A 24640-nucleotide genomic window follows, 5' to 3' on the forward strand; every position below is an offset into this window, starting at 1 on the left:
CGGGCGTCAAGAACCTCAACGCCCCGGCGTGGCCCACGACTCTGACGCTCCATTGCGGAGAGGGACGCCGGCCTGTCGACAGGGCGCAGGGAACGGGTCTCGCGAGGAGGCGGTCCGGCCCCGGCCGGCCCCTCTCGGATGAGGAACTTTCCCCGGAACGCCGCGAGGAAGCCCTCGCCGTGGCTGACCGAATCCGGCGCGACCCCCTCCCGGTCCAGCGCGTCCAGCGCCGTCTCGGCGCGCAGGAAGAAACCCTTGCGGGCACGCCGACTGCCCAGCCTGTGGCGTCCGCGCGGCCCTGCGTCGAAGCGGATCCGCTCGCGCAGCACCGACTTCGGGCGGTGAGCAGCACCGACTTCGGGCGGTGAGCGGCATGGCGCCCGTCGTGCGAACCGCCCCAGGAGTCCGGACCGAAACCTTCGGCGAGGGCCTCGACCGGCGTCGACTTGCCCGAGCCGTTCTCACCGACCGGACAGGTCACCGGCGCGGTGAGGCGCAGGCCGTCCGTCACGAGCCCCCGCACACAGGGCACGGACCACGGTCATTCCCCCTCGCCCCCGTCGGGCGGGACACCGGATACGTATGCATGTTCGATAATCACGCCCCGAGTTTCCCATGGAGCCGGGAGTAGTGGACTGTGGAGGACGGTAGCAAGCGGCGCCCGCAGGCCCATACTGGTGACAATGACAAAGCCACTTGCATCGAAGCGCATTCTGCCCACCAGCCCCTTCAAAGCCCCGGTCGCACCGCCGCCCAAGTACTTCGCCGTGGGCGACCAGGTCACGCACGACATGTACGGTCTCGGCCGGGTGATCGGCATCGAGGACGGAATCGCGGTACTCGTGGATTTCGGTTCGGCGCAGCACCGGATCCTGAGCCCGTACTCCAAGATGAGCAAGCTGTAGCAGCACCCGTTGCACCCGTAGTCGTACCCGGGGCCGAAGGTGCCGCTGCGACCTGCGTCACAGTCGCGACAGCGGCTCCAGGACCGCCGGGCCCGGTCACGACGTGCCAGACCCACTCACGGCCCCGCACCGAATCGGAGACCTCTCATCGAACCGACCTCGCTGTTCTCCGCCCCGGAAGGGGCACCGCGCCGGACCACCGCGGCATCGCCGCCTCCGGCGGCGGACCCCTTCCAGGCCCCGGACTTCGGGGAGGGCGAGACCTTCCCGTTCGAGGACGCGGGGACGTCGCCCTTCCCGGACCTGAACACGGGTACGCCCCACCACAGGGCGCGCTAGCGCGCAGCCGCGTGAACGGGCACGCCAGGACCCCGGACCGCCGACCGGCCGCCGGGGTCCTTGTCTTGCTCCCGGCGCACGCCGGGCATCAGTCCGGTCCGGTGGCCGGGATGCGCCGGTGGAGGTCGGCGAGCATGGTGCGCGTCGAGGTGCGGAACGGTTCGGCCCGGTGGTCGCCGAGGAAGGGCATGTGGCCGAACACCTCCAGGACGACGAGGTTGTGCATGTGCCCCCAGGCGCTCAGGAGGAGCGGGGCGGCGGGCGGCGGCAGAGCGCCGGTACCGTCGGAGCCCTCGGATTCCAGGTGGGCCCGGAACGGGGACGAGGGCTCGGGGACGTCGGCCGCGGCCAGTTGTTCCGCGGTGAACCCGGCGGACAGCTCGCGCTGGAAGATCGCGCTCATCCGGAGCATCGCCCGGGGCGTGGAACCCCTGACGGGCGCCACGTAGTCCCGCAGCGGTGCCCCGTAGAGGAGCTGGAACCGCTCGGGATGGGTGATGGCCCAACCGCGGTGGCCCTCGGCCGCGACCACCAGACGCGGAACGGGCGGAACAGCCGGGACGGCCGTGCCGTCCACAGCGGCCTGCACCGCGTCGGCCAGGTCGTTGTACGCCTTGGCGACAAGCGCCGTGACCAGGGCGTCCCGGCTCGGGAAGTAGTGGTGGAGCCCCGGCGCGGACTCGACGCGGCAGCCACCACCGCAGCCACGGCCGCCGCACACGAAGAAGCCGACGGGCGTCTGATCCCTGCGGCTCAGGGTTCGATGCGCACGGAATGGGACTCGGTCACCTGGTCCACCTCCGAGACCCTGATCGTCGCCTTCATCGTCCAGGTGCCCGGCAGGGGGAGCGCGAGGTCGCTGGTGGCCCAGTAGCCGCCGCGGTCGGTCAGGCCGGCGTCGATCGGGCCGATGTCCTTCTCGTCGAGGGTGAAGGAGAGCCGGAGTTCCGGGACCGAGTCCAGGGCGCCGGCGGAGTCGAACGCCACCGCCTGGATGCCGTTCTCGCCCACCCGGCCCGGGTCCAGGGTGATCTGCACGCTGCCCTTCCCGCCGGGGGCGTCGGTGGCGTACGGGATGGTGACCACCGTCGCCGCGGGCAGTCCGGCGACCGGAGCCGTCCCGGTCGCCGCCGTCTCGGCCTCGGCCTCGGCCCGGGCCGGGAGAGTGCTGGTCAGTACCGTCGTGACCAGCAGCACCACGACCGCCACCGCCGCTTCCACCAGCACGGAGACGCGCAGGGCGCGGTGGTAGCGGTCGTGGGCCGGGGCGTCGGGGCCGGACACCTCGGACGGGTCCGGGGCGGGCGGGCGGAGACCCGGGACGCCGTCGTCCGCGGGGGGCCCGGTGGGGGCGGCGGGCTGGGTGGGGGCGACCGGTGACGGTTTGTCCGGGGTGGCGAAGGCCACCAGTTCCGGGATCCGTTCCCGCACGGCCGCCGTGGCCCTTTCCGCGGACTTCTCCGTATCCGCGTCCGCGCCCGCCTCCGCGGCTGGGGCCGCCGAGGCCGTCGTCGCCAGGCGGAGCGTCAGGCGGCGGGACAGGCCCGCCGCCGACAGCAGTGCGGCCGCCAGCACGAGCTTGACGGTCAGGGTCCTCCCGTACGACGAGTCCGCGAGCGCCGACCAGGAGCCGAGGCCCCGCCAGGACTGGTAGACGCCGGTGACGACGAGGACCGTCACCGAGAGGAAGGCCAGGCGGGAGAAGCGGGTGACCGTGGCGACGGGCGGCGGCGCGGCGGCGCGGAACAGGGTGACGAGCAGGGCCGTGAGGCCACCGAGCCAGCAGGCCATGGCCAGCAGGTGCAGTACGGACGACGTCATCGCCAGCGGGACCTGGATACCGGCCGAGGCGTGCTCGGCCGACGCCCACGTCAACGCGAGGGCGACGGCCAGGACGGTGCCCACCGCGAGCCGGGCGGGCGGTGTCCGGTCGTCCGGCCCGTCGTGGCCTCGCCGCGGCAGAGGCAGGCGCAGGAGGATCGCCGCCGTCAGCACCAGCAGGGCGACCCGGGCCAGCAGCGCGATGCCCGGCCGCTCGGTGAGGACACCGGTGAAGGCCGCGAGGTCGAACGCGGTCGCCGGGGACGTGCCGTTCTCGTACGGAGCCCGCAGGACGAGGAGGACCACGGTCGACGCCGACAGCGTCCACCAGCCCATGACGAGCGGCATCCGCAGCGGGGCGGTGTCCGGCGGCCGGCACAGGGCCGCGAACGCCGCCGTGCCGATGAGCAGCGCGGCGGCGATGTACGCGAGATAGCGGCCGGTGTCGTAGAGGCTCGCGGTGATCGGGTGCTCCGCCGGGGGCGCGGGCACCGCGGCTGCGGTGGGCGAGGGTTCACCGATGGAGAAGGTGAAGGCGCCGGAGACGGGATGACTGTCCGCGGAGACCACCCGCCAGGCGACCGTGTAGGTGCCGTCGTCGAGTCCGTCGGGCAGGCCGGCGCGGGCGGTGTCGGACCTGCCGTCGGCGTGCTCCGGCTCGCCCAGCGGCACCCGGTGGTTGTCGGGGCTGTAGATCCGGAAGGAGTCGTCGAGCAGGGCGACGGACTCCGTGAAGGTCAGGGTGACGTGCCGGGGTGCGGACCGGACGACGCTCCCGTCCTCGGGATCGGCTCCGCGGAGCGCCGCGTGGGCGTTCGCCGGGCCCGCGCTGCCGAGGAGGAGCAGGACCAGCACGGTGCCCAGCAGGACCAGCCCCTGAAGTCGCCGGGTCTCGGGGCTCGTCGCTCCGCGGCCCGTTGTTCCGGGACCCGCACCTCGTCCGACATCGCCCGCCGCTCCACCGCGCCGTCGCTGCACGTCGTTCCCCCCTCCCGGCCGTCCGGCAATCCGGCTTCAGATGGGGTACGGGCGTCAGGCGCGAAATGCTCACCACCGGGCGGAACGACGGTCCGCCGGTCCGCGTCACCTGTCGCCGAAGACCGCCTCCCTTGTGAGGAAAGCGAGTCGGGCCTTCTTCTCCGGCAGGTACACGTCCGGCAGATCGACCTCGGGCAGGACGACCTCGGGACCGGCCGTGAAACCCTGCCGCAGGAAGCGGGCGACCGCCTTCTCGTTGGCCACGTCCGGGTCGACCACCACGCGCCTGCGGTCCGGGCCCAGCAGGACGAACCCCATGAGCGCGGCCACCAGCGCGGCGGTCCACCCGGAACGCACCCCTTTCGGGCCGGCCGGAGCCAGCAGCAGGTGGACGCCGATGTCGCCGGGCTCGACGGGGTAGCAGTCGCCGACCCGGTCGGCCCCCGGCTCGTACGTCTGGAGCAGCGCGGCCGGCTCGCCGTCCTTGACGACGAGGTACGCGTGGTGGGTGTCCAGCGTGTCCATATGGGTGTAGATCTCGGCCACCTGCTGCTCGGTGAGGCCGTTCATGCCCCAGAAGAAGGCGCGTTCACCGCTCACCCAGGGGTGCAGTACGGGCGTGTCCGCCGACGGGGCGAGCGGCAGCACGCGTACGGAACCGAAGCCGTCGGCCACGTGCTCGTGAACGGCCACGCGGGACGCGTACGGGGCGGACGGGTCAGGCACCGGTCTCCTCCTGAGACTCATCGTTCCGCTCACGCTCTCCGTGCTCCCCGGTCTCCCCGTGCGGGGCCCGGACCACGTCCTCCCTGCGGAGCCCGTCCCAGTCGGTGACGACCGGGACCAGGTCCCCCGCGAGCCACAGCGGCAGCTGGTCGCGGTGGTGGGGCGAGCCGGGGACGCCCGAGGCGCCGAACGGCACCACCCAGCGGCTGTCCTCGCGGCGGGCCAGGTCCCAGACGTAACGGGCGGCCGGACCGCGCGCCGCGAGGTCGGTGAGACCGGGCACGGAGGAGGTGCACAGCACGCAGTCGTGGTCGCCGGACAGCGCGGGTTCGTCGTACGGCGTCGTGGGCGGCAGGGCCCGCCAGGGTGCCAGCCGGTGGGTGTCGCCCCAGGTGCCGCTCGGAGTACCGGCCGGATGCCGGGCGGCCACTTCCTCCAGCACCGCGCGTACCGCCGACGGACGGTCGATGCCGTACAACTCCTTCGCCGTCAGGAGGTGTTCGAGCGCGTAGCCGATCCGCGGTACCAGCGCGAGCCAGGGCTGGAACACCTCCGGGTAGGCCGGGGGCGAGGTCAGCCCGGCGAACGCGGGGTCCGCCGCCAGCCGCCGTACGAGCGCGCCGCGCACCGCCGCGTAAAGCGCCGCACCGGCACTGTCCGCGTCCATGTGCCGGTCCCAGGCCAGCAGCCGGTCGCGCAGGCCGGCCGCCGGTCCGGTCAGGCCGTCGAGGGCGGCCACGTGATCGAGGAGGGCGGCGGCGGAGGTGAGGTGGGTGTCCGTGTGGAGGGCGGGCATCCCGGCGGCCGACCAGCGTTCCCGCCGTGCGAGCAGCGCGGCGATACGGTCGGCGCGGTGCGGCGCGGCGAACTCGACGCCGAGCGGGGCCGCCGGGCCGCGCTGGTTGGCCATCACGGCGACGCCGCCGGTCAGTCCGGCGCGCGGCGACTCGTGCCAGCCGTCCCAGTCGTGGCCGGGTTCCCACGCGGGCACCGGACGGATCCGGTTGGCCTCGGCCCGGACCGGCACCCGGCCGGCCACCCGGTACAGGGTGCCGCCCTCGGTGTCGGCGGCCTGGACCACGTTGACCGGCTCGGCCCACAGGTCGAGGGCCCGGTCCACGTCGGCGACCCGGCGGGCCCTCAGCAGCGGCAGCAGGGCGCCGAACCCCAGGTCCCCGGTGACGCGGGGCGGGTAGCGCAGGGCGACGGCGACGGGGGGCGCGCCGGGTTCGGACACCCCGTCGTCGAGGCCCTCGGGGCCGCCGATGACCACCGGCCCCCGGCCGGTCTCGATCACCTCGACCTCGGCCGGGTCCTCGCCGGCGACCTCGATGGTCTCGGTGTGCCGGGCGGCCCGGTGCCAGACGCCGTCCGGGCCGAGCGCCTCCACCCCGGCGCCGGTACGGCGCAACTGCTCCCGGTAGAGGTCCTGGTAGTCGGCCATGGCGTTGGTGACCGCCCAGGCGACCGTGTCGGTGTGGCCGAAGTGGGCGATGCCGGGGACGCCGGGCACGGCGAGGCCGACGACGTCGAACTCCGGGCAGGACAGGTGGATCTGCTGGTAGACGCCGGGGTCCTCGACGAAGCGGTGCGGGTCCCCCGCGATCACCGCCTGCCCGGTCACCGTCCGCTCCCCGGCGACCAGCCAGCCGTTGCTTCCGGAGGTGCCGGGGCCGTCGGCGGCGAACAGCCCCGCGGCGTCCGGCCCGAGCCGCTCCACGGCCTGCTCGCGCCAGAGCTTCGCGGGGAACCCGGCGAACAGGATGTGCGTGGCGAGCCACACCGCGAGCGGCGTCCAGGGCTCCCAGCGGCCGGGCACGAGGGCGGCACGGGCGAACTCGGGGGCCGGGGAGGGGGAAGTGCCCGGGGCCGCCGCCGAGGCCAGTCCTTCGTTGACCCCCTCCCCGTACGCCCGGAGCCACTGTCCCGTCTCCGGGTCCCGCCGGTCCAGTTCGGCAAGGCAGCGGCGGGCCGTGTCGGCCAGGCGGACACGACGGGCGAAACGGTCCCAGGGGAGGGCCCCGGGGCCGAGGAAGGACGCCGAGGTGCCCTGCGCCCTGTGTCGTTCGGTCTCCAGCTGCCAGGCCCGGTCGAGGGCGGTGACCCGGCCCTGGACACGGGCGAGTTCGACGGCGTCACCCGCGCGCAGATGCGGAATGCCCCAGGCGTCCCGGAAGATCTCGCCGGTCACTGTGCCCCCATTCACTTTAGGTTAGGCTCCCCTAAGTAAGCTGTGGCGGAATCGTACGCGAAAGGTGAACGGACGATGGGGCAGGGGCGGGGTTGGGAGGGCGCGGTCCTCAAGTTGATGCGCGCCAAGGACTTCGAGTTCACGGTGACACGCGCCGAGGACATCACCTCCGACTACCGGCGGCTGCGCTTGACCGACGGCGGCATGCTCGCCGCGACCGGCGTCCACCCGACGATGTGGGTGCGGCTGTGGTTCGACAACGCGGGCAGACCGCACCAGCGGGCGTACACCCTCGTCGACCCCGACCCGGCGACCGGCACCTTCGGCCTGGAGTTCGCCCTGCACGAGGGGTGCGCCAGCGACTGGGCACGGGCGGCGAAGCCCGGCGACACCGTCGAGGCGACCGTGCAGGGCACGGGCTTCGACGTGCCCGGCCCCGCCCCCTCGCACGTCTTCGCGGTGGGCGACCCGGCCTCCCTCCCGGCGATCAACTCCCTGCTGGGCGCTCTGGGATCCGCACCGGCGACCATCTGGTTCGAGGGCACCCTGGAGGGGCTGCCCCGCCTCGCCGACCCGGAGCGGCACGAGGTGCGCGAGGTCCCGCGCCTCGGCTCCGGCACCCACCTCGTCGAGCAGGTCCGGGCGGAGCTGCCCGAGCTGCTGCGGGCCCACCCCGACCCGTACGTCTGGGTCGCCTGCGACACCGCGACCACCCGGACGCTGTCGGCGTTCCTGCGCAGGGAACTGGGCGTGCCCAAGCAGCGGATGCACGCCCTGGGGTACTGGCGCGCGAACTGACCGCACCCGAATTCGGACACACGAGCCCTCTTTGACGGAAATCAGTCAAGATCTGTACGCACTTGCCCGTGCCGCCGCAGCCAGGAGGCTGCGCCCGGAACGTCTGGGCCGGTAGGCTTCCCGTGTGATCTTCAAGCGCATCGGAAACGGCCGGCCGTACCCCGACCACGGCCGGGAAAGCACCCGGTCGTGGGCGGACGTCGCACCGCGCCCGGTCCGCCTCGATCAGCTCGTCACGACGAAGCAGCAGCTCGACCTCGAGACCCTCCTCGCCGAGGACTCGACCTTCTACGGCGACCTCTTCGCGCACGTCGTGAAATGGCAGGGCGATCTGTACCTGGAGGACGGGCTGCACCGCGCGGTACGGGCGGCGCTCCAGCAGCGCCAGGTGCTGCACGCCCGCGTCCTCGAACTCGAACTGGACTGACACTCCCCGCCCGCGGCCCTGCGGCCCGGACCCGTGCCGGCAGCACGCCGATGTGCCGGCGGGCCCTTTCGCTCCCGCCGGACACGCCTCTGCCGACCCGGGCTTTGACCCTTTCGGGTTGAACTACGCCTTATCGAATGATCATCCGGTAGGCATAGTGGCCGGAGCGCACTACGCTGCGCCCATGAGCATGCTGACTCCTCCCGGCATGGGCGGCCAGTACCGGATCCGGGGTGACAAGTACCCGCGGATGCGCCGCCCCCGACGCCGCGGCAGGCTCGTCGTCCTGGCCATCACCTCCGTCGCGGCGCTCGGCGTGGCCGGCTGGGGCACGCTGCAGCTCTTCGACGTCTTCACCGGGGGCGGCACCCCCGCCTCCGCGGTCGGCGTCAAGGCGGGCTGCGTCACCAAGGCGAGCCCCTCGCCCGGCCCGGGCCCCGGTGCCGCGCTCCCCGGCCCCGACCGGATCACGGTCAACGTCCTCAACGCCACGACCAGGTCCGGCCTGGCCAAGAAGACCGCCGACGAGCTGAAGAAGCGCGGCTTCAAGATCGGCGACGTGGGCAACGCGACCAAGGAGTACGACAAGGCGGTCAAGGGCACCGGCGTGCTCCTCGGCCCCGCGTCCGCTCTCAAGACCTCGCTGCCGGTGCTCGGCACCCAGCTCGCCGGCGCCGAACGCCGCACCGAGGCGTCCCGCAAGGGCGGCGAGATCGACCTGATCATCGGCGACGACTTCACCCGGCTGACGGCCGAGGCGGAGGCCGACCGGGCCCTCGCCGCGCTGAACGACCCCGAGCCCGCACCCGCCGTCAAGAAGAGCTGCTGACCCCGAGGCAGAGGCAGAGGGCGGGCAGGAGCACACACCGGCGGCCGCCCCGAAGCTCCGAACCCGAGCTCTCGGGACGGCCGCTTCGTACCGGCTGCGTATCGCCCGTGTACGGCTGTGCACCGGCGACGGACGGGCCCGCCCGGTCGGCTACTCGGCCGCCCCGTACATCCGGTCCCCCGCGTCGCCGAGGCCCGGCACGATGTAGCCGTGCTCGTTGAGGCGCTCGTCGACCGACGCCGTCACGACGGTCACCGGGGTGCCGGCCAGCTCGCGCTCCATGACCTCGACGCCCTCCGGCGCGGCCAGCAGCACCACGGCGGTCACATCGTCCGCGCCCCGCTTGATCAGTTCCTGGATCGCGGCGACCAACGTGCCGCCGGTGGCGAGCATCGGGTCCAGCACGTACACCTGACGCCCGGAGAGGTCCTCCGGCATCCGGGTGGCGTACGTCGAGGCCTGCAGCGTCTCCTCGTTGCGGATCATGCCGAGGAAGCCCACCTCTGCGGTCGGCAGCAGCCGGACCATGCCGTCCAGCATGCCGAGGCCGGCCCGCAGGATCGGCACCACCAGCGGGCGCGGGTGGGAGAGCTTGACGCCCGTGGTCCGCTCCACCGGCGTGTGGATGTCGACCTGCTCGGTGCGCACGTCGCGCGTGGCCTCGTAGGCGAGGAGGGTGACCAGCTCGTCGGCGAGACGGCGGAAGGTCGCGGAGTCGGTGCGCCGGTCGCGCAGCGTGGTGAGTTTGTGTGCGACCAGGGGGTGGTCGACGACGTGGAGACGCATGGCCCCACATTAACCGGGCAGGGACGGGCCCGGCTCCCCGCACACGGCAAGCCTCGAGGCCCGCCGCTACTCCTTCGGTGGCGTCAAAACGCTCGTCCGGGGGAAAGTGGCAGGGACGGACTGGGGTGATGAGGCAATGTCTGAGCGGAGTTCCCGAAACGAGCCGTCGGTACGGGAGACACCCGGCGGCCTGCACGGCGAGATCGGCGAGCGCCGCGTCGACCTCGCATCGGAGGTGTCCGGCGTCGCCGGGGTGCCCGGCATGACCGGACCGCCCGGGGCTGACGAGACCGACGCCGAGCGGCGGCGGCGGCGCGCCCGGTTTCTGCGCGAACTCGCCGAGGCCAGAGAACTGCGTGACCGGGTCCAGCCGCGCCGCGCCAAGGCGGCCCGGCTGCGGCACGCGATGCGCATGCGGACCTTCCGCTGGTAGGAGTCCCATGGCGTCCCGGAACGGGGCGCCTCCGGTGAGCGAGGCGCCGCGGACCCGACGGAAACAGGCCCGGCTGCGGGAAGATCGCGGCCCATGCGGGTGTTTGCCGAGTGGCCGTACGAGGACCGCAGTCCGAGCCGCGTACGATCCGCTGTGACGGCAGCGAGCGCACCGACGGGTCCCGGGCAGGCTCCGGGGGAACACTCGGCGGCGCGGGGTCAAAACTGCCGGACACAGGGAGCCGAAGACGTCCCCTGTCGGCCTTGTTTCTGCCACGATTCCGAGTGGGCGGGGCTCGTGGAGCACTCCTCGCCCACACACCTCCGCCGGGGGGATCCCCAACCGGCGCACCTGAGACCAGTGGGAGAGTCACGGTGTACTTCGCCGCACTGCTCGCGCGCACCGAAGACGGGTGGGAAGCGAGCGACACGGAGCTCGACGATGTGGAGACCCTGTCCGATCTGGCCGACCTGGCCCGGGAGGCCGCCCCGGACGAGGACACGGTGCTCGTACTGATCGAGCAGGAGGACGGCTGGTTCGGCGTCGTCCGCGTGGACGGGGAGGACGACCCTCGTATCTACGTGTCCGACGCCGCGGCCGCCGCCCGCAGCAGCTACGGCGAGATCCTGCTCACCGACGAGCTGCTCGGCCGGGAACCGGGGAACGACGGCCCCGACCTGGACGCCCTCGACCTCGACGGCACGGAGGACGGTGGACCGGGCGACGAAGCCGACGAGGACGTTGCGGCGGACACCGGTTCCGCCGATTCCGTGCTGCACGGGCCGGTCGGCGACGCCCTGGTCCTGGACGACCTGGGTGTGAGCGAGAAGGACCTGCGCTCGCTGTCCGGGGACGCCCTGGGCACGATCGCCGAGGTCCTGGGCGCCGCTGAGGTCCTGGAGACCGTCCGCTGACCGGGCCCACCCCGCCCGATCCGGTGCGCGCCCCCTGGCGGGCCGCGATGCGGCTCGCCCTGGCCGAGGCCGAGCGGGCCGCCCGGGGCGGGGACGTCCCCGTCGGCGCGGTCGTCCTGGCGCCGGACGGCAGCACCGTGCTGGCCTCCGGGTACAACGAGCGCGAGGCCGGCCACGACCCCACCGCGCACGCGGAACTGCTCGCTTTGCGGCGGGCCGCCGCGACGCTCGGACAGTGGCGGCTGAGCGGCTGCACCCTCGTGGTGACGCTGGAACCCTGCACGATGTGCGCGGGCGCCGTCCAGCAGTCCCGGGTCGACCGGCTCGTCTACGGCGCCCGGGACGAGAAAGCGGGCGCGGTCGGCTCCCTCTGGGACGTCGTCCGCGACCGGCGGCTCAACCACCGGCCCGAAGTCGTCGAAGGAGTGCTCTTCGAGGAGTGCGCGCACCTGCTCACAGCGTTCTTCCGGGACCGCTGAGGCAGAGCCGCCGCATCCCGAATACCGATTTCAAACCACCGCGCCGCGTGCTGTAGGGTCTCTCTCGGTAGCGTGTCCGAGCGGCCGAAGGAGCTCGCCTCGAAAGCGAGTGTGGCGCAAGTCACCGAGGGTTCAAATCCCTCCGCTACCGCAGGTGAAGGGCCTCGTCATCAGACGGGGCCCTTCGTGCGATCATGGGCCCGCTCGGCATACAGGGGTGACGCCGGTACACAACAGTGACACCGGTGCGCAGCAGCGACAGGGGGAGGGCCGCGATGGCGGTGAACGCGAAGAGGGTCGCCGTCTACGTCCTCGCGGTCTTCGCGCTGTATGTGGTCATCACGGATCCGGACAAGGCGACGGACTACGTCCGGATAGCGTTCGAGGGCATATCCGACGCCGCGACCGCCGTCGGGGACTTCATGACATGGCTCGCCGGCGGAGGAGACCGATGATCCGCCACCTGGTTCTGTTCAGGCTGAACCAGGGCGTGGAGCGCGACGACCCGCGCGTCGTCGCGGGCGCGGAGGTGTTCCGTTCGCTCGGGGGCAGGATCCCGGAGATCCGCTTCTGGGAGTGCGCCTGGAACATCAGTGACCGGCCCGTCGCCTACGACTTCGCCATCAACTCGGCGTTCGACGACGTCGGCGCGCTGCGTCGGTATGTGGAGCACCCGGAGCATCAGGCGGGTGTCGGCCTGTGGCGCGAGTTCGCCACGTGGGTGATCGCCGACTACGAGTTCTGAGCCTTCGCCCCAGCAGCCCTCCGTCGCGACGACGGGGGGCTTTCCCGCATTCCCGGCACCACTCGCCCTCAACACGGAATATGCGGTGCTTGCACACAGTGAGCATGTCTTGTGATGCTATGACTGCTTTTGACGGATGAGTTGACCGATGAAGAGGTGGCGTTGACCGTGTCGGCCAGTACTGCGCCGCCCCAGGACCAGGTGTCCGCCCTGACTCCGGCTTCGGCTCAGTCCCCGGACACCCCGGCCACGCCCGCCGCCCCTCCCGCCTCCCTCGCCGGCCCTCCCGACACTCCACCGTCCGCCGCCGCCCTGTCCCCTGCCAAGCGACGCGGGGCGGACACCCGGGCGCTGACCCAGGTGCTCTTCGGCCAGCTCAAGAACCTTCAGCCGGGCACGCCGGAGCACACCCGCGTACGTGCCGCGCTCATCGAGGCCAACCTGCCGCTCGTGCGCTACGCAGCCGCCCGCTTCCGCTCCCGCAACGAGCCGATGGAGGACGTGGTCCAGGTCGGCACCATCGGGCTCATCAACGCCATCGACCGCTTCGACCCGGAGCGGGGCGTGCAGTTCCCGACGTTCGCGATGCCGACGGTGGTCGGCGAGATCAAGCGGTACTTCCGCGACAACGTCCGCACCGTCCACGTACCGCGCCGGCTGCACGAACTGTGGGTGCAGGTCAACAGCGCGACCGAGGACCTCACGACCGCCTTCGGGCGCTCCCCGACGACCGCCGAGATCGCCGAACGGCTGCGCATCACCGAGGAGGAGGTGCTCTCCTGCATCGAGGCCGGACGGTCGTACCACGCCACCTCCCTGGAGGCCGCACAGGAGGGCGACGGACTCCCCGGGATCCTCGACCGGCTCGGCTACGAGGACCCGGCACTGGACGGTGTCGAGCACCGCGACCTCGTCCGGCATCTGCTCGTCCAGCTCCCCGAGCGGGAACAGCGGATCCTGCTGCTGCGGTACTACAGCAACCTCACCCAGTCGCAGATCAGCGCCGAACTGGGCGTCTCCCAGATGCACGTGTCCCGGCTCCTCGCACGCAGTTTCCAGCGGCTGCGTTCCGCAAACAGGATCGATGCGTAATCCCTGAGAGCGAATCGCTCACCAGTACCCTTACATGCCTTTCTGGCCTGAAACACCACCAGACCCCTTGTTTCCAGGGCCGATTCACGGAATCGATGTCGACATGTCACTACAGCGCGTTGCCGACATGTGACATTCTGCCGGAAGCGCGTTTGCCGAAGCCCCGGCTCCGGTATTCAGGTGAAGGCTGCGTTCCTCGGACGGGAGCGTCGGCCGCGACCGTCCCGCGACCCAAAGGGGGTGGCATGTCCGCAGACCAGGGCAGCTCGAAGGTGCTCACGCTCACGGAGAGCGAGACAGCTCCCAATGCTCTCGACGTACTCGGCCCCATCGACGATGCTCCGGCCCTTGCGGCCGCGCCGGCTCCAGATCTTCCGGAGGCAGTCCTTCCGGAGACAGTCCTTCCGGAGGCAGTCCTTCCGGACACGGCGGCGATCGACACCCGCACCCTGTCCCGTTCCCTGTTCCTGCGGCTCGCCGCACTCGACGAGAACAGTCCGGAGCACGGCTATGTCCGGGACACCCTGATCGAGCTCAACCTCCCACTGGTGCGGTACGCGGCGGCCCGTTTCCGCTCGCGCAACGAGCCGATGGAGGACATCGTCCAGGTCGGCACCATCGGGCTGATCAAGGCGATCGACCGCTTCGACTGCGAACGTGGCGTGGAGTTCCCGACGTTCGCGATGCCGACGGTGGTCGGCGAGATCAAGCGCTTCTTCCGCGACACGTCGTGGTCGGTGCGGGTGCCGCGCCGGCTGCAGGAACTGCGCCTGGCGCTGACGAAGGCCGGCGACGAACTCTCCCAGAAGCTCGACCGCTCCCCGACGGTCGCCGAACTCGCCGCGGTCCTGGGCGTGTCCGAGGAAGACGTCGTCGACGGACTCGCGGTCGGCAACGCGTACACGGCGTCCTCGCTGGACTCCCCGGCGCCCGAGGACGACGGCGGCGAGGGCTCGCTCGCGGACCGCCTCGGTTACGAGGACATGGCGCTGGAGGGCGTGGAGTACCGGGAGTCGCTCAAGCCCCTGCTGGCCAAGCTGCCGCCCCGGGAACGGCGGATCATCATGCTGCGCTTCTTCGCCAATATGACGCAGTCACAGATCGGCGAGGAGGTCGGCATCTCCCAGATGCACGTCTCCCGGCTGCTCACCCGGACCCTGGCCCAGCTGCGCGAGGGCCTCATCGCGGACTGAGACACACCGACCGCCGGTAGCCACTGGCTCTCGCCATCGGACATCGGCCCATGGGCTCCATCGGCCACCGGTTACCGGTACCGGCCCGGACCTGCGGCCGCCGGGGCGCCCCTCACGGGCGCAACGGCGGCCTCCGCGCGTCCTGCCGCCGGGTCAGCCCAGCGCCAGCCAGGCCACGGCCGCGACGATCGCCACGGCGACGACGACGCCGACGATCAGACCGATACGCGGACCGCCACCGCTCGTCGCGGTGGCCTGCTGCCCCTGAGGGGCGTCGTCGACGAACGCGCGGAACATCTGGGTGCTGCCGGCGGGGTCGTGGTTGCCCTGCGGGGCCTGGGAGTTAGCCATGGCCCGAGACACTAGCGAACCGCGCGCACAGGCCCCAAGCGGGGGCGCCTCCCGGGCGCCCGCACGGAGCGCCCGCACGGAGCGGCCCCGATGGCGGCCGGAGCGCCAAGCCGGTAGGGCGGAATGGCCGACGAACCGCCCCACCTGCGCATTTACGATTCACCATGCGTGTCTTTGCCAAGTTTTGGGTACTTGAACCTCGTTCTTTATGTGCCTTCAGCAACCATCCCCTTCTACCGTTGCCCTAAGCAACGAACGGGAGGTGTCATGGCCGAGCAGGCGCGGTACGAGGAGCTGGTACGGCAGCTCAGTGCCTTCAGCACGGTGAAGCGGGAGCTGCGCCGGAACATGTCGGCCGACTTCCACAGCGGCTCCGCCGCCGTGCTGACGGCCATCGGCCGACACGGCGACATGCGTATGAGCAGGCTCGCCGAACTGCTCGCCGTCGATCTGTCGGTCACCAGCCGCCATGTCACCCATGTGGCCGAGCGCGGCTGGATCGAGCGCTCCCCCGACCCGGCCGACAAGCGCTCCCGCATCCTGCGCCTGACCCCGGCGGGCCAAGACCAGCTCGACGCGTTGTTCCGACAGGCCACCCAGCTGCTCGCCGAGCGCCTGGACGACTGGTCCGACGACGAGATCGGCCTGCTCGCCCAGCTCATGTCCCGGCTTCGGGACAGCTTCAGCGACTGCCGACCCACGCCCCGTGCGACACCACCGCCGAGCCCCGCACCACCGGCGCCTCGCGCCCCGCAGGACACCGAGACCGCCCCTGCACCCGTACACCCGTAAACGAGTAGGAGAAGGAAGTCCATGGCAACGACCACACCGACCGGTGTGCGGGCTCGGGCCGGGCACGGGGGAGACTCCTCCGGAAACGGCGCTCCGATGTCCCACCGGCAGATCCTGGAGGCGCTGTCGGGCCTGCTGCTCGGCATGTTCGCAGCGATCCTGTCCTCCACCATCGTCTCCAACGCCCTGCCCGAGATCATCACCGACCTCGGCGGCGGCCAGAGCGCCTACACCTGGGTCGTGACGGCGGCGCTGCTGTCGATGACGGCGTCCACCCCCCTGTGGGGCAAGCTGGCCGACCTGATCAGCAAGAAGACGCTGGTCCAGACGGCCCTGGTCATCTTCATCGTGGGCTCCGTGGTCGCCGGCACGGCGCAGAACCCCGGCATGCTGATCACCGCCCGGGTCATCCAGGGTCTCGGCGCCGGTGGTCTGACCGCGCTGGCCCAGATCATCATGGCCGCGATGATCTCCCCCCGGGAGCGCGGCCGCTACTCCGGCTACCTGGGCTCGACCTTCGCCGTCGCGACCGTGGGCGGCCCGCTGATCGGCGGCGTGATCACCGACACCTCGTGGCTCGGCTGGCGCTGGTGCCTGTACGTCGGTGTGCCGTTCGCGCTGATCGCCCTGGTCGTGCTGCAGAAGACCCTGAAGCTGCCGGAGACCAGGCGCAGGGTGAAGGTCGACTGGCTCGGCGCCTTCTTCATCACCGCGGCCGTCAGCCTGCTGCTCATCTGGGTCACCTTCGCCGACGACAAGTTCGCCTGGGTGTCCTGGCAGACATACACGATGGTCGGCGGTGCGCTGCTGCTCGCCCTGGTCTTCCTGTTCGTCGAGGCGAAGGCCGCCGAGCCGATCATCCCGCTGCGGCTGTTCCGCAACCGCACCATCACGCTGGCCTCGGCCGCCTCGCTGTTCGTCGGTATCGCGATGTTCGCCGGAACCATCTACTTCAGCCAGTTCTTCCAGCTGGCTCGGAACGAGTCCCCGACCATGTCGGGTGTGCTGACCATCCCGATGATCGGCGGTCTGTTCGTCTCCTCGACCGCCTCCGGTCTGATCATCACTCGGACCGGCAAGTGGAAGGCCTGGCTCGTCGTCGGCGGCGCGCTGCTGACCGCCGCTCTGGGGCTGCTGAGCTCCATACGCCACGACACCCCGTACTGGCACATCGGCGTCTTCATGGCGATCATGGGACTCGGCGTCGGCATGATGATGCAGAACCTGGTGCTGTGCACGCAGAACCAGGTCGATCCGAGCGACCTCGGAGCCGCCAGTTCCGTCGTCACCTTCTTCCGGTCGCTCGGCGGCGCGGTGGGCGTCTCGGTGCTCGGCTCGGTCATGTCGACCCGGATCAGCCACTACGCCCAGGACACCATCGGCTCGCTGAGCCCGCAGGAGCAGGCCGCCGCCGCCAGGTCGGCCGGCTCCGGCGCACTGCCGGACATGGACCTGCTGCCCGACGGCATCCGCACCTGGCTGGAGAGCGCCTACGGCCACGGCATCGCCGACATCTTCCTCTACGTCGCCCCGATCGCCTTCCTCTCCTTGCTGGTGACGCTGTTCATCAAGGAGGTCCCGCTGCGGACCTCGGGCGCGCTGGCCCAGGCCGCCGGGTCGCTCTCCGCCGTGCCGGTTCCGGTGGCTGCCGGGACGACGGGCGGGACCACCGGCGGGGCGGCAGAGGCCGACACCGGTGCCGACGCCGACGCCGACGCCGACGCCGCGAACGTCCCGAGCCGGTCCGGCTCCGGCTCCGGCTCCGGCTCCGGCTCCGGCTCCGGCAAATAATCCGGGACCGCACGGTCCCCACGGCCCCGGTCCGCGGCGGCCGGCGCGCTCTCAGCGGAGGCGCGCCCCGCCGCGGGCCGTTCTTCTTCGCCGCGGGTGGAGGGAACCCGCCGGCCCTAGGCTGGCGCCATGGCACCGAACATCGCGACGAACACCCGCGTCTCCCTCGACGAGTTGCTGGACTTCGTACGGCCCCGGCACCGCGCGATCCTGCTGACCCGGCGGGCCGACGGAAGTCCTCAGGGGTCGCCGCTGACCTGCGGGGTCGACGACTCCGGCCGGATCGTGCTCTCCACCTACCCCGAGCGCGCCAAGACCCGCAACGCCAAGAGGGACACCCGCGTGAGCCTGATCGTCCTCAGTGACGACTGGAACGGGCCCTGGGTACAGGTCGACGGCACCGCCGAGGTCGTCGACACGCCCGAGTCGGTGGAGCCGCTCGTGGAGTACTACCGGAACATCGCCGGTGAGCACCCCGACTGGGACGAGTACCGGGCGGCCATGGTCGAGCAGGGCAAGTCGATCATCCGGATCACCCCGGAGCGGTGGGGCCCGGTGGCGACGGGCGGTTTCCCTGCACGGCTGGCCGAGGGGGAATAGCGAAAGGGCGGTGGCTCCCGGTGCCACCGCCCTTCGCCTGCTTGCCTGCGCCCGCTGAGCGGCGTCAGCCGTCGGCCTTCCGGGTGAGGTCGTAGAAGGTGGCCGAGCCTGCCGTCACCTCCTTGAAGTTCTCCTCCACCCAGGACGTGATCTGCGAAGAGGTGCTGGAGTCACCGGAGCCGTCGCCCTCGCCCGTGCCTCTGCCCATACCGCCGCCCACGCCACCGCCGGCGACGAAGTAGTGGATCTTGCCTTCCGTCACGTACTGCTGGAACTGGGCAAGGGACGGCGACGGGTCGGTGCCGTTGAAGCCGCCGATCGCCATCACGGGTTCGCCGGTGGCGAGTTGGTAGCTCGCGGCGTTCTGGGCGCCGATCGCGGCGGCGACCCAGGTGTAGTCCTCGGCGTCGGTCTCCAGCAGTTCCCCGGCCTCGGGGTCGACACTCGCGCCGCCGAGCAGTCCGCCCGTGCCGCCGCCACCGCCGCCCGGCATGCCGTTCTCGGCGCTGCCGCCGATACCGCCCTGCTGGTTCCGGCCCCTTTGGCCGTCCTGGCCCATCGGTCCGCCGCCGGGGAAGCCGCCATTGCCGCCATTGCCGCCGTTGCCGTCGGTGCCGCCCCCGGGCGGGGCCTGGCCCTGCTGGTTCTGCCGGCCCTGACCTCCCCCGCCGGGGAAGCCGCCGCCTCCGCCAGGACCGTCACCCCCGCCCTGGCCACCCCTGCCGCCTGTGCTCGCGCCCGCCGGACCCGCCGTGACGAGGGAACCTGTGTGCCCTTCCTGCACCGTGCTCAGCGTGTACGCCGTCGGACCGGCCAGCGCCACCACCAGCGCCGACCCGGCCACCGCGAGCGCCGGGCGGCGGCCGAGCCGGCCCACGAAGACCAGTCCGAGTGCCGCGGCCAGCCCGCCGACCAGAACCAGCCACTTCAGCCAGGGCAGGTAATCGGGCGTGCGGGCGAGCAGGACGTACCCCCAGGCGGCGGTGGCCGTCGCGGCGGCCGCGAGGGCGAGGGACGCAGGAACCGAACGGCGCCTCTCCCACAGGGCGACCGAGCCCATGCCGACCAGTGCCGCGACGTACGGCGCGAGGGCCACCGTGTAGTACTCGTGGAAAATGCCGGCCATGTAGCTGAAGACGGCGGTCGTCATCAGCAGCGAGCCGCCCCAGACCAGGAACGAGCCGCGCGCCGGGTCGGTCCGCCCGGCCCTGCGGGTGAGAACCAGCCCCGCGACCAGCAGGATCAGCGCGGCGGGCAGCAGCCAGGAGATCTGGCCGCCGATCGAGGAGTTGAACATCCGGTCCCAGCCGGTCTCACCCCACTGCCCGCCCCCGGCACCACCGCCGGGCCCACCGGCGCCACCACCGGCGACACTGCCCGTCTCCTCGCCGTTGAGCCGCCCGAGACCGTTGTAGCCGAAGGTCAGCTCCAGGAAGCTGTTGTTCTGCGAGCCGCCGACGTACGGGCGAAAGGACGCGGGCCACAGTTCGACGACCGCCACCCACCAGCCGCCGGAGACGACCAGCGCGAGGGCCGCCCATGCCAGCTGCACCAGCCGCTTCCTCAGCTTCACCGGGGCGCAGACGCCGTAGACGAGCGCGAGGGCCGGGAGGATGAGGAAGGCCTGCAGCGTCTTCGCCAGGAACGCGAAGCCGATCGCGGCACCGGCCCACACCAGCCACTTCGTACGGCCGTCCTCCAGGGCCCGGACGACGAGGTAGCAGGCGAGGGACATCAGCAGCGCCAGCATGGCGTCGGGGTTGTTGAACCGGAACATCAGCGCGGCGACCGGCGTCAGCGCCAGTACGGTGCCCGCGATCAGACCGGCGGCCGGACCGAAACGGCGACGCACGGACGCGTACACGACGGCGACCGTGCCGACGCCCATCAGCACCTCGGGCACGAGGATCGCCCAGGAGTTCAGGCCGAAGAGCCGCACCGAGAGCTCCATCGGCCACAGCGAGGCCGGGGGCTTGTCCACGGTGATGGCGTTCGCCGCGTCCAGCGAGCCGAAGAAGAACGCCTTCCACGACTCGCTACCCGCCTGCACGGCCGCCGAGTAGAAGGAGTTGGCGTATCCGGACGCGCTCAGGTTGTACAGGTACAGCAGCCCGGTCGCCAGCAGCAGGCCGAGGAAGGCCGGGCGCGCCCAGTGGGGATCCTCGGACCCGCCGCGCCACAGTCTCCTGGAGAGCGGCTGCCGCGGTTCACCCGCCGCGGGGGCAGGAGCAGGGCGGGAGGCCGACCGGGGTGGTCCCCAGGGGGCGGGGTCAGCCCCGGGACTCGCCCCGGGACTCGTCTGATCGGACTGCGTGGTCATCGAGGGTTCCTCGGGTCGGTGTCGGCCGGGCCGGACGCGCGGGAGGCGCGGGAGGCGCGGGTGGCGCGGGTGGCGCGGGTGGCGCGGGGCACGTAGGGCGGGCACGCCGGCGGGAGCCGCATGGTCGCGTCCCGCCAGGAGCGGTCGGTGTCGGAGGTGTCGGAGGTGTCGGAGGTGCCGAAGGTGTCGGAGGTGCCGAAGGTGTCGGAGGTGCCGAAGGTGTCGGAGGTGCCGAAGGTGTCGGAGGTGCCGAAGGTGTCGGAGGTGCCGAAGGTGTCGGAGGTGCCGAAGGTGTCGGAGGTGCCGAAGGTGTCGGAGGTGCCGAAGGTGTCGGAGGTGCCGGAGGTGCCGAAGGTGTCGGAGGTGCCGGAGGCCCGGACCTGCGGCGCGATGTCGCCGTGGTGACGGAGGGCATGGGGGGCGCGGTCCGGGAACACCCATGCCCGGAACAGCAGGAACCGCAGCACCGTCGCGGCGAGGTTGGCGGCGATGAGGACCGCCAGTTCGGTGGAGTGGGCGGGATCGCCGGCCGCGGCGTCGAGCGCGGCGAGCGAGCCGGCGGTCAGCAGGAGGCCGATACCGAAGACCACCAGCCCCTGCGCCTGATGCCGCACCACGCCGCCGCGCCCCCGCACCCCGAAGGTCAGTCGGCGGTTGGCAGCCGTGTTGGCGACCGCCGAGACCAGCAGGGCGAGCCCGTTGGCGGTCTGGGAACCGGTGAAGCTCCGGAAGCCGCTGTAGAGCAGCAGGTAGAGCAGGGTGGACAGCACGCCGACGGTGCAGAAGCCGACCAGCTGCCGTGCCAGCCCTCTCGGTACGCCCGTCAGTTCGCGGTCGCGCGGGTCGTCGCCGAAGGGCCTGGCCAGCCGGTCCAGCGGCAGTGAACCGGTGGCCAGCGCCCTGCCGACCCGCCACACGCCCTTGAGGTCGTCGGTCGCCGTCCGGACGATGTGCACGGTCGAGTCGGGGTCGTCGACCCAGTCGACCGGTACCTCGTGGATCCGCAGCCCCGCGCGCTCGGCGAGCACCAGCAGTTCGGTGTCGAAGAACCAGCCGCTGTCCTCCACCAGCGGGAGCAGCACCTGGGCGACGTCCCGGCGGATCGCCTTGAACCCGCACTGCGCGTCGGAGAAGCGGGCCTGGAGCGAACCCCGCAGGATCAGGTTGTACGAACGGCTGATGAACTCACGCTTGGCACCCCGCACGACCCGCGAACTCCGGCTCAGCCGGGAGCCGACGGCGAGGTCCGAGTGACCGGAGATCAGCGGGGCGACCAACGGCAGCAGGGCGTTCAGGTCGGTGGAGAGGTCCACGTCCATGTAGGCGAGGACGGGTGCGTCCGAGGCCGACCAGACGGCCCGCAGGGCCCGGCCCCGCCCCTTGTGCTCCAGCCGGAAGGCCCTCACCTCCGCGATCCGCTCCGCCAGCCCCGCCGCCACCTGTGCGGTGGTGTCCGTGGAGGCGTTGTCCGCGATCGTGATGCGGAACGCGTAGGGGAAGGTGCGGGTGAGGTGCCCGTGCAGTCTGCGGACGCACGGCTGGAGGTCCTTCTCCTCGTTGTAGACGGGGATCACTACGTCCAGGACCGGCGTGGCTGCTCCCTCGACCGGGAGGTGCTCCCGGGCCGGCAGGTGCTCCCACGCCGGCCCGCTGTCGGAGAAAAAGTCGGTTCGCATGACACCAACTCTTCTCAAGTCCCCTGTTCTGACCGTGTGTTGAGGCTGTGCTACACCTGTGAGTACGGAGCCTGGGACGCAGACACGTGGGGGTACGGGGACGCGTAGGACGCGGGCGCCGGCTGCGGTGCGAGCGGGGAGAGCGGTGCGAGGGCGGGCAGCCGGAGCGTGAACACCGTCCGCCCCGGCACGCTCCGGACGGTCACCGCACCGCCGTGCGCGGTCGCGACGGCCTGCACGATGGCCAGCCCCAGACCGGTCGAACCACCGGCCGGAGAGACCACGGAGGCCGAGCCGCCCGAGCGGGTGCGCGCCGCGTCTCCGCGCGCGAACCGTTCGAAGACGTGCGGAAGCAGCGCCGGCGGGATGCCGGGCCCGTTGTCCTCCACCTCCACGTACAGCCAGGGACCGTGGAGCAGCACCCTCGCGGTCACGGTGGTGCCCGGCGGCGTGTGGGTGCGGGCGTTGCCGAGCAGGTTGACGAGCACCTGCTGGAGGCGGGCCGCGTCGGCGTGCGCGGTGGCGGGTTCGTCGGGCAGCTCCAGCCGCCAGTGGTGGTCCGCGCCGGCCACGCGGGCGTCGCTGACGGTGTCCACGACGAGCGGTACCAGGTCGGTCTCCTCAAACTGCAGGGGGCGCCCGGCGTCCAGGCGGGCGAGCAGCAGCAGGTCCTCGACGAGCAGGGTCATCCGGCCCGCCTCGGACTCGATCCGCCGCAGCGCGTGCCGGGTGTCGGGGCCGACCTTTTCCCGTCCCCGCCGGGTGAGTTCCGCGTAGCCCCGGATGGAGGCCAGGGGCGTACGCAGCTCATGGCTGGCGTCCGCGACGAACTGCCGTACCCGCGTCTCGCTCGCCTGCCGGGCGTACAGCGCGCCGTGGACGTGGTCGAGCATCCTGTTCAGGGCTGCGCCGACCCGGCCGACCTCGGTGTGCGGATCGCACTCGGCCTCCGGGACCCGTTCCTCGAGGGTCACCTCGCCGTGGTGCAGCGGCAGTTCGGAGACACGGGTGGCGGTGGCGGCGACCCTGCGCAGCGGACCGGTCGCGACGCCTACGAGGACGAACCCCGCGATTCCCGCCGCCACCAGCCCGGCGCCGGTGACACTCACCTCGACCAGGAGGAGGGTGCTGATGGTGTCGTCGGTGTTCTCGGTCGGCAGCGCGACGTAGAACACGCCCTTCCGGCCACCCAGGTACTCCACGCGGTACTCGCCCAGCCCGGGGATCTGTGCGGTGTGCGGCTTCTCGTCGCGGGGGACGGCGGCGAGCGCGGCGAGCTGGGCGTCGGTGAGCGGCTCGGCCTCGGGCGTCGTGAACCCGTTCTCCTCCTTGGAGTTGCTGACGGTCCCGTCAGTCACCCGGTCGTCCTCGACCGTCGCACCGATGGTGCCGATGCCCTGCGGGCCGGTCACGACGAATTCGAGCGGATCCTGGTCGTCCAGGTGCTGGGGCCACGGCCGGCCGTCGTCGGGCCCGCCGACGGCACGCATCGCCACCTCGTGCAACTGCCCGTCCAGCTGCTCGTACAGATGCGAGCGCAGGGCCAGCGTCGTCACCGTGCCAATGACCGTGCACACCATGGCGATCAGCACCACGGACGCGACGACGAGCCGGGTCCGGAGCGTGCGCGGTGTGCCCGCTCTCCGCCGTGGACGCGGCCGTCGCCGTCCGCTCACGACACCGCGGGCTTGATCAGGTACCCGGCACCGCGCCGGGTGTGGATCATCGGCTCCCGGCCGGCGTCGATCTTCCGGCGCAGATACGAGATGTACAGCTCGACGACGTTCGCCTGCCCGCCGAAGTCGTAGGACCACACCCGGTCGAGGATCTGCGCCTTGCTGAGCACACGGCGCGGGTTGCGCATCAGGTAACGCAGAAGTTCGAACTCGGTGGCGGTGAGGTGGATGCCCACCCCGCCCCGGGTCACGTCGTGACTGTCCTCGTCCAGCGTGAGGTCGCCGACGACCAGCAGGGACTCGGACCGGCGGTCGGCAGCGCCGGAGCGCCGGATCAGCCCGCGCAGCCGCGCGACGACCTCCTCCAGGCTGAACGGCTTGGTCACGTAGTCGTCGCCGCCGGCGGTCAGGCCCGCGATACGGTCCTCTACCGTGTCCTTGGCGGTGAGGAACAGGACGGGCACGTCCTGGTGCTCGCGGCGCAGCCGCCCAAGCACGGCCAGCCCGTCCATGTCCGGCAGCATCATGTCCAGGACGACGGCATCGGGCCGGAACTCGCGCGCGGCCCGGACGGCGCCCTGACCGTCCCCCTCGCTGCGGATCTGCCAGCCCTCGTAGCGCAGGGCCATGGAAAGGAGTTCGGTGATCGACTGCTCGTCGTCCACCACAAGCACGCGGACGGGGCTCCCGTCCGGCCTCAGCAGTTCGGTGCGCCCCTGGGGCGAGGTCGTGGTCATGCTCCACAACCTCGCGGGGACCTCTGAGAGGGCCCTTTCGT

The 24640-nt window shown here is 71.9% G+C and carries 23 protein-coding genes, 1 tRNA gene and 2 pseudogenes; 15 read left to right on the forward strand and 11 right to left on the reverse strand.

What is annotated here, in order from left to right; genetic code table 11:
• Positions 1–140 precede the first annotated feature (140 nt).
• Positions 141–601: pseudogene (locus tag HUV60_RS16240) on the reverse strand (ABC transporter); the annotation flags it as partial.
• Positions 602–683: 82 nt separating this feature from the next.
• Here HUV60_RS16240 and HUV60_RS16245 point away from each other — a divergent pair.
• The gene (locus HUV60_RS16245) at positions 684–905 is read left to right on the forward strand and encodes a CarD family transcriptional regulator (RefSeq protein WP_257850581.1); all 222 of its coding nucleotides are present in this window, start codon (positions 684–686) and stop codon (positions 903–905) included.
• Positions 906–1332: 427 nt separating this feature from the next.
• Here the strand turns inward: HUV60_RS16245 and HUV60_RS16250 are convergent, their stop codons facing one another.
• The 4 genes from HUV60_RS16250 to HUV60_RS16265 form a co-directional block, all read right to left on the reverse strand.
• Positions 1333–1965, reverse strand: coding sequence for a TetR/AcrR family transcriptional regulator (locus tag HUV60_RS16250; RefSeq protein ID WP_257850580.1), 633 nt, complete (start codon positions 1963–1965; stop codon positions 1333–1335).
• A gap of 32 nt (positions 1966–1997) precedes the next feature.
• Complete coding sequence (locus HUV60_RS16255) at positions 1998–3920, reverse strand: copper resistance CopC/CopD family protein (RefSeq protein WP_257850578.1); 1923 nt, start codon at positions 3918–3920, stop codon at positions 1998–2000.
• A gap of 228 nt (positions 3921–4148) precedes the next feature.
• Positions 4149–4790 (reverse strand): GNAT family N-acetyltransferase, encoded by a 642-nt coding sequence (locus HUV60_RS16260; RefSeq protein ID WP_257850577.1) that lies wholly within the window; start codon positions 4788–4790, stop codon positions 4149–4151.
• Positions 4762–6960, reverse strand: coding sequence for a penicillin acylase family protein (locus tag HUV60_RS16265; RefSeq protein WP_257851679.1), 2199 nt, complete (start codon positions 6958–6960; stop codon positions 4762–4764). Before HUV60_RS16265 ends, HUV60_RS16260 begins: the two co-directional genes overlap by 29 nt.
• Positions 6961–7035: 75 nt before the next feature.
• On the opposite strand from HUV60_RS16265, the gene HUV60_RS16270 reads away from it, so the two are divergent.
• The 3 genes from HUV60_RS16270 (at position 7036) to HUV60_RS16280 (ending at position 9014) form a co-directional block, all read left to right on the forward strand.
• Positions 7036–7758: a siderophore-interacting protein gene (locus HUV60_RS16270; RefSeq protein ID WP_257850576.1), complete on the forward strand. Its 723-nt coding sequence runs from the start codon at positions 7036–7038 to the stop codon at positions 7756–7758.
• A 124-nt stretch (positions 7759–7882) separates the two neighbouring features.
• A complete protein-coding gene (locus tag HUV60_RS16275; protein WP_257850575.1) occupies positions 7883–8185 on the forward strand; it encodes a type II toxin-antitoxin system VapB family antitoxin in 303 nt (100 codons plus the stop codon).
• A gap of 208 nt (positions 8186–8393) precedes the next feature.
• Positions 8394–9014, forward strand: coding sequence for a LytR C-terminal domain-containing protein (locus HUV60_RS16280; protein WP_257851678.1), 621 nt, complete (start codon positions 8394–8396; stop codon positions 9012–9014).
• Between the two features lie 150 nt (positions 9015–9164).
• Here the strand turns inward: HUV60_RS16280 and upp are convergent, their stop codons facing one another.
• Positions 9165–9800: a uracil phosphoribosyltransferase gene (upp, locus tag HUV60_RS16285; RefSeq protein ID WP_257850573.1), complete on the reverse strand. Its 636-nt coding sequence runs from the start codon at positions 9798–9800 to the stop codon at positions 9165–9167.
• Positions 9801–9936: 136 nt separating this feature from the next.
• Here upp and HUV60_RS16290 point away from each other — a divergent pair, with 136 nt between their 5' ends.
• From HUV60_RS16290 to HUV60_RS16325, 8 genes are all read left to right on the forward strand, one after another.
• Positions 9937–10233 carry a hypothetical protein gene (locus tag HUV60_RS16290; RefSeq protein WP_257851797.1) on the forward strand — a complete coding sequence of 99 codons (297 nt, stop codon included), beginning with the start codon at positions 9937–9939 and terminating at the stop codon, positions 10231–10233.
• A gap of 374 nt (positions 10234–10607) precedes the next feature.
• Positions 10608–11147 (forward strand): tRNA adenosine deaminase-associated protein, encoded by a 540-nt coding sequence (locus tag HUV60_RS16295; protein ID WP_257850572.1) that lies wholly within the window; start codon positions 10608–10610, stop codon positions 11145–11147.
• A 47-nt stretch (positions 11148–11194) separates the two neighbouring features.
• Complete coding sequence (gene tadA / locus HUV60_RS16300; RefSeq protein ID WP_257851677.1) at positions 11195–11626, forward strand: tRNA adenosine(34) deaminase TadA; 432 nt, start codon at positions 11195–11197, stop codon at positions 11624–11626.
• Between the two features lie 66 nt (positions 11627–11692).
• Positions 11693–11777: transfer RNA gene (locus HUV60_RS16305), tRNA-Ser, on the forward strand.
• 124 nt (positions 11778–11901) lie between these two features.
• On the forward strand, positions 11902–12081 hold the full coding sequence (locus HUV60_RS16310; RefSeq protein WP_257851676.1) for a hypothetical protein: 180 nt from the start codon (positions 11902–11904) through the stop codon (positions 12079–12081).
• Entirely contained in the window at positions 12078–12371 is a 294-nt protein-coding gene (locus tag HUV60_RS16315; RefSeq protein WP_257850571.1) for a Dabb family protein, read from the forward strand. Before HUV60_RS16310 ends, HUV60_RS16315 begins: the two co-directional genes overlap by 4 nt.
• Before the next feature lie 162 nt (positions 12372–12533).
• Positions 12534–13463, forward strand: a complete 930-nt coding sequence (locus HUV60_RS16320; protein WP_257851675.1) for an RNA polymerase sigma factor SigF — start codon at positions 12534–12536, stop codon at positions 13461–13463.
• Positions 13464–13708: 245 nt separating this feature from the next.
• Positions 13709–14656 (forward strand): RNA polymerase sigma factor SigF, encoded by a 948-nt coding sequence (locus HUV60_RS16325; RefSeq protein ID WP_257850570.1) that lies wholly within the window; start codon positions 13709–13711, stop codon positions 14654–14656.
• Between the two features lie 153 nt (positions 14657–14809).
• On the opposite strand, the gene HUV60_RS16330 is transcribed toward HUV60_RS16325, so the two are convergent.
• Positions 14810–15007: a hypothetical protein gene (locus HUV60_RS16330; protein ID WP_257850569.1), complete on the reverse strand. Its 198-nt coding sequence runs from the start codon at positions 15005–15007 to the stop codon at positions 14810–14812.
• Between the two features lie 267 nt (positions 15008–15274).
• Here HUV60_RS16330 and HUV60_RS16335 point away from each other — a divergent pair, with 267 nt between their 5' ends.
• The 3 genes and pseudogenes from HUV60_RS16335 to HUV60_RS16345 all read left to right on the forward strand — a co-directional run bounded on the left by HUV60_RS16335 (position 15275) and on the right by HUV60_RS16345 (position 18190).
• Positions 15275–15799 carry a MarR family winged helix-turn-helix transcriptional regulator gene (locus tag HUV60_RS16335; RefSeq protein ID WP_257850568.1) on the forward strand — a complete coding sequence of 175 codons (525 nt, stop codon included), beginning with the start codon at positions 15275–15277 and terminating at the stop codon, positions 15797–15799.
• Positions 15800–15820: 21 nt separating this feature from the next.
• Positions 15821–17482, forward strand: a pseudogene (locus HUV60_RS16340) (MDR family MFS transporter); the annotation flags it as partial.
• 237 nt (positions 17483–17719) lie between these two features.
• Entirely contained in the window at positions 17720–18190 is a 471-nt protein-coding gene (locus tag HUV60_RS16345; protein ID WP_257850566.1) for a PPOX class F420-dependent oxidoreductase, read from the forward strand.
• A gap of 64 nt (positions 18191–18254) precedes the next feature.
• Here the strand turns inward: HUV60_RS16345 and HUV60_RS16350 are convergent, their stop codons facing one another.
• Genes HUV60_RS16350 through HUV60_RS16365 form a run of 4 tightly spaced genes read right to left on the reverse strand, consistent with a single transcriptional unit; the run spans position 18255 to position 24599 of the window.
• Positions 18255–20510, reverse strand: a complete 2256-nt coding sequence (locus HUV60_RS16350; RefSeq protein WP_257850565.1) for an ArnT family glycosyltransferase — start codon at positions 20508–20510, stop codon at positions 18255–18257.
• Positions 20507–22186, reverse strand: a complete 1680-nt coding sequence (locus HUV60_RS16355) for a glycosyltransferase (protein ID WP_257850564.1) — start codon at positions 22184–22186, stop codon at positions 20507–20509. The genes HUV60_RS16350 and HUV60_RS16355 overlap by 4 nt, the downstream gene beginning before the upstream one ends.
• 50 nt (positions 22187–22236) lie before the next feature.
• Positions 22237–23862, reverse strand: coding sequence for a sensor histidine kinase (locus tag HUV60_RS16360; RefSeq protein ID WP_257850563.1), 1626 nt, complete (start codon positions 23860–23862; stop codon positions 22237–22239).
• On the reverse strand, positions 23859–24599 hold the full coding sequence (locus HUV60_RS16365) for a response regulator transcription factor (RefSeq protein ID WP_257850562.1): 741 nt from the start codon (positions 24597–24599) through the stop codon (positions 23859–23861). The genes HUV60_RS16360 and HUV60_RS16365 overlap by 4 nt, the downstream gene beginning before the upstream one ends.
• Between the last annotated feature and the right edge of the window lie 41 nt (positions 24600–24640).

Origin of the sequence: Streptomyces sp. KMM 9044 (genome assembly GCF_024701375.2) — a bacterium.
Lineage (GTDB): Bacteria > Actinomycetota > Actinomycetes > Streptomycetales > Streptomycetaceae > Streptomyces.

Coding starts and splice junctions, on each gene's coding strand:
- upp (WP_257850573.1), bottom strand. CDS start 9,800: ATGCGTCTCCACGTCGTCGACCACCCCCTGGTCGCACACAAACTCACC.
- HUV60_RS16335 (WP_257850568.1), top strand. CDS start 15,275: ATGGCCGAGCAGGCGCGGTACGAGGAGCTGGTACGGCAGCTCAGTGCC.
- HUV60_RS16310 (WP_257851676.1), top strand. CDS start 11,902: ATGGCGGTGAACGCGAAGAGGGTCGCCGTCTACGTCCTCGCGGTCTTC.
- HUV60_RS16245 (WP_257850581.1), top strand. CDS start 684: ATGACAAAGCCACTTGCATCGAAGCGCATTCTGCCCACCAGCCCCTTC.
- HUV60_RS16315 (WP_257850571.1), top strand. CDS start 12,078: ATGATCCGCCACCTGGTTCTGTTCAGGCTGAACCAGGGCGTGGAGCGC.
- HUV60_RS16270 (WP_257850576.1), top strand. CDS start 7,036: ATGGGGCAGGGGCGGGGTTGGGAGGGCGCGGTCCTCAAGTTGATGCGC.
- HUV60_RS16290 (WP_257851797.1), top strand. CDS start 9,937: ATGTCTGAGCGGAGTTCCCGAAACGAGCCGTCGGTACGGGAGACACCC.
- HUV60_RS16260 (WP_257850577.1), bottom strand. CDS start 4,790: ATGAGTCTCAGGAGGAGACCGGTGCCTGACCCGTCCGCCCCGTACGCG.
- HUV60_RS16325 (WP_257850570.1), top strand. CDS start 13,709: ATGTCCGCAGACCAGGGCAGCTCGAAGGTGCTCACGCTCACGGAGAGC.
- HUV60_RS16355 (WP_257850564.1), bottom strand. CDS start 22,186: ATGCGAACCGACTTTTTCTCCGACAGCGGGCCGGCGTGGGAGCACCTG.
- HUV60_RS16330 (WP_257850569.1), bottom strand. CDS start 15,007: ATGGCTAACTCCCAGGCCCCGCAGGGCAACCACGACCCCGCCGGCAGC.
- HUV60_RS16350 (WP_257850565.1), bottom strand. CDS start 20,510: ATGACCACGCAGTCCGATCAGACGAGTCCCGGGGCGAGTCCCGGGGCT.
- HUV60_RS16365 (WP_257850562.1), bottom strand. CDS start 24,599: ATGACCACGACCTCGCCCCAGGGGCGCACCGAACTGCTGAGGCCGGAC.
- HUV60_RS16345 (WP_257850566.1), top strand. CDS start 17,720: ATGGCACCGAACATCGCGACGAACACCCGCGTCTCCCTCGACGAGTTG.
- HUV60_RS16280 (WP_257851678.1), top strand. CDS start 8,394: ATGGGCGGCCAGTACCGGATCCGGGGTGACAAGTACCCGCGGATGCGC.
- tadA (WP_257851677.1), top strand. CDS start 11,195: ATGCGGCTCGCCCTGGCCGAGGCCGAGCGGGCCGCCCGGGGCGGGGAC.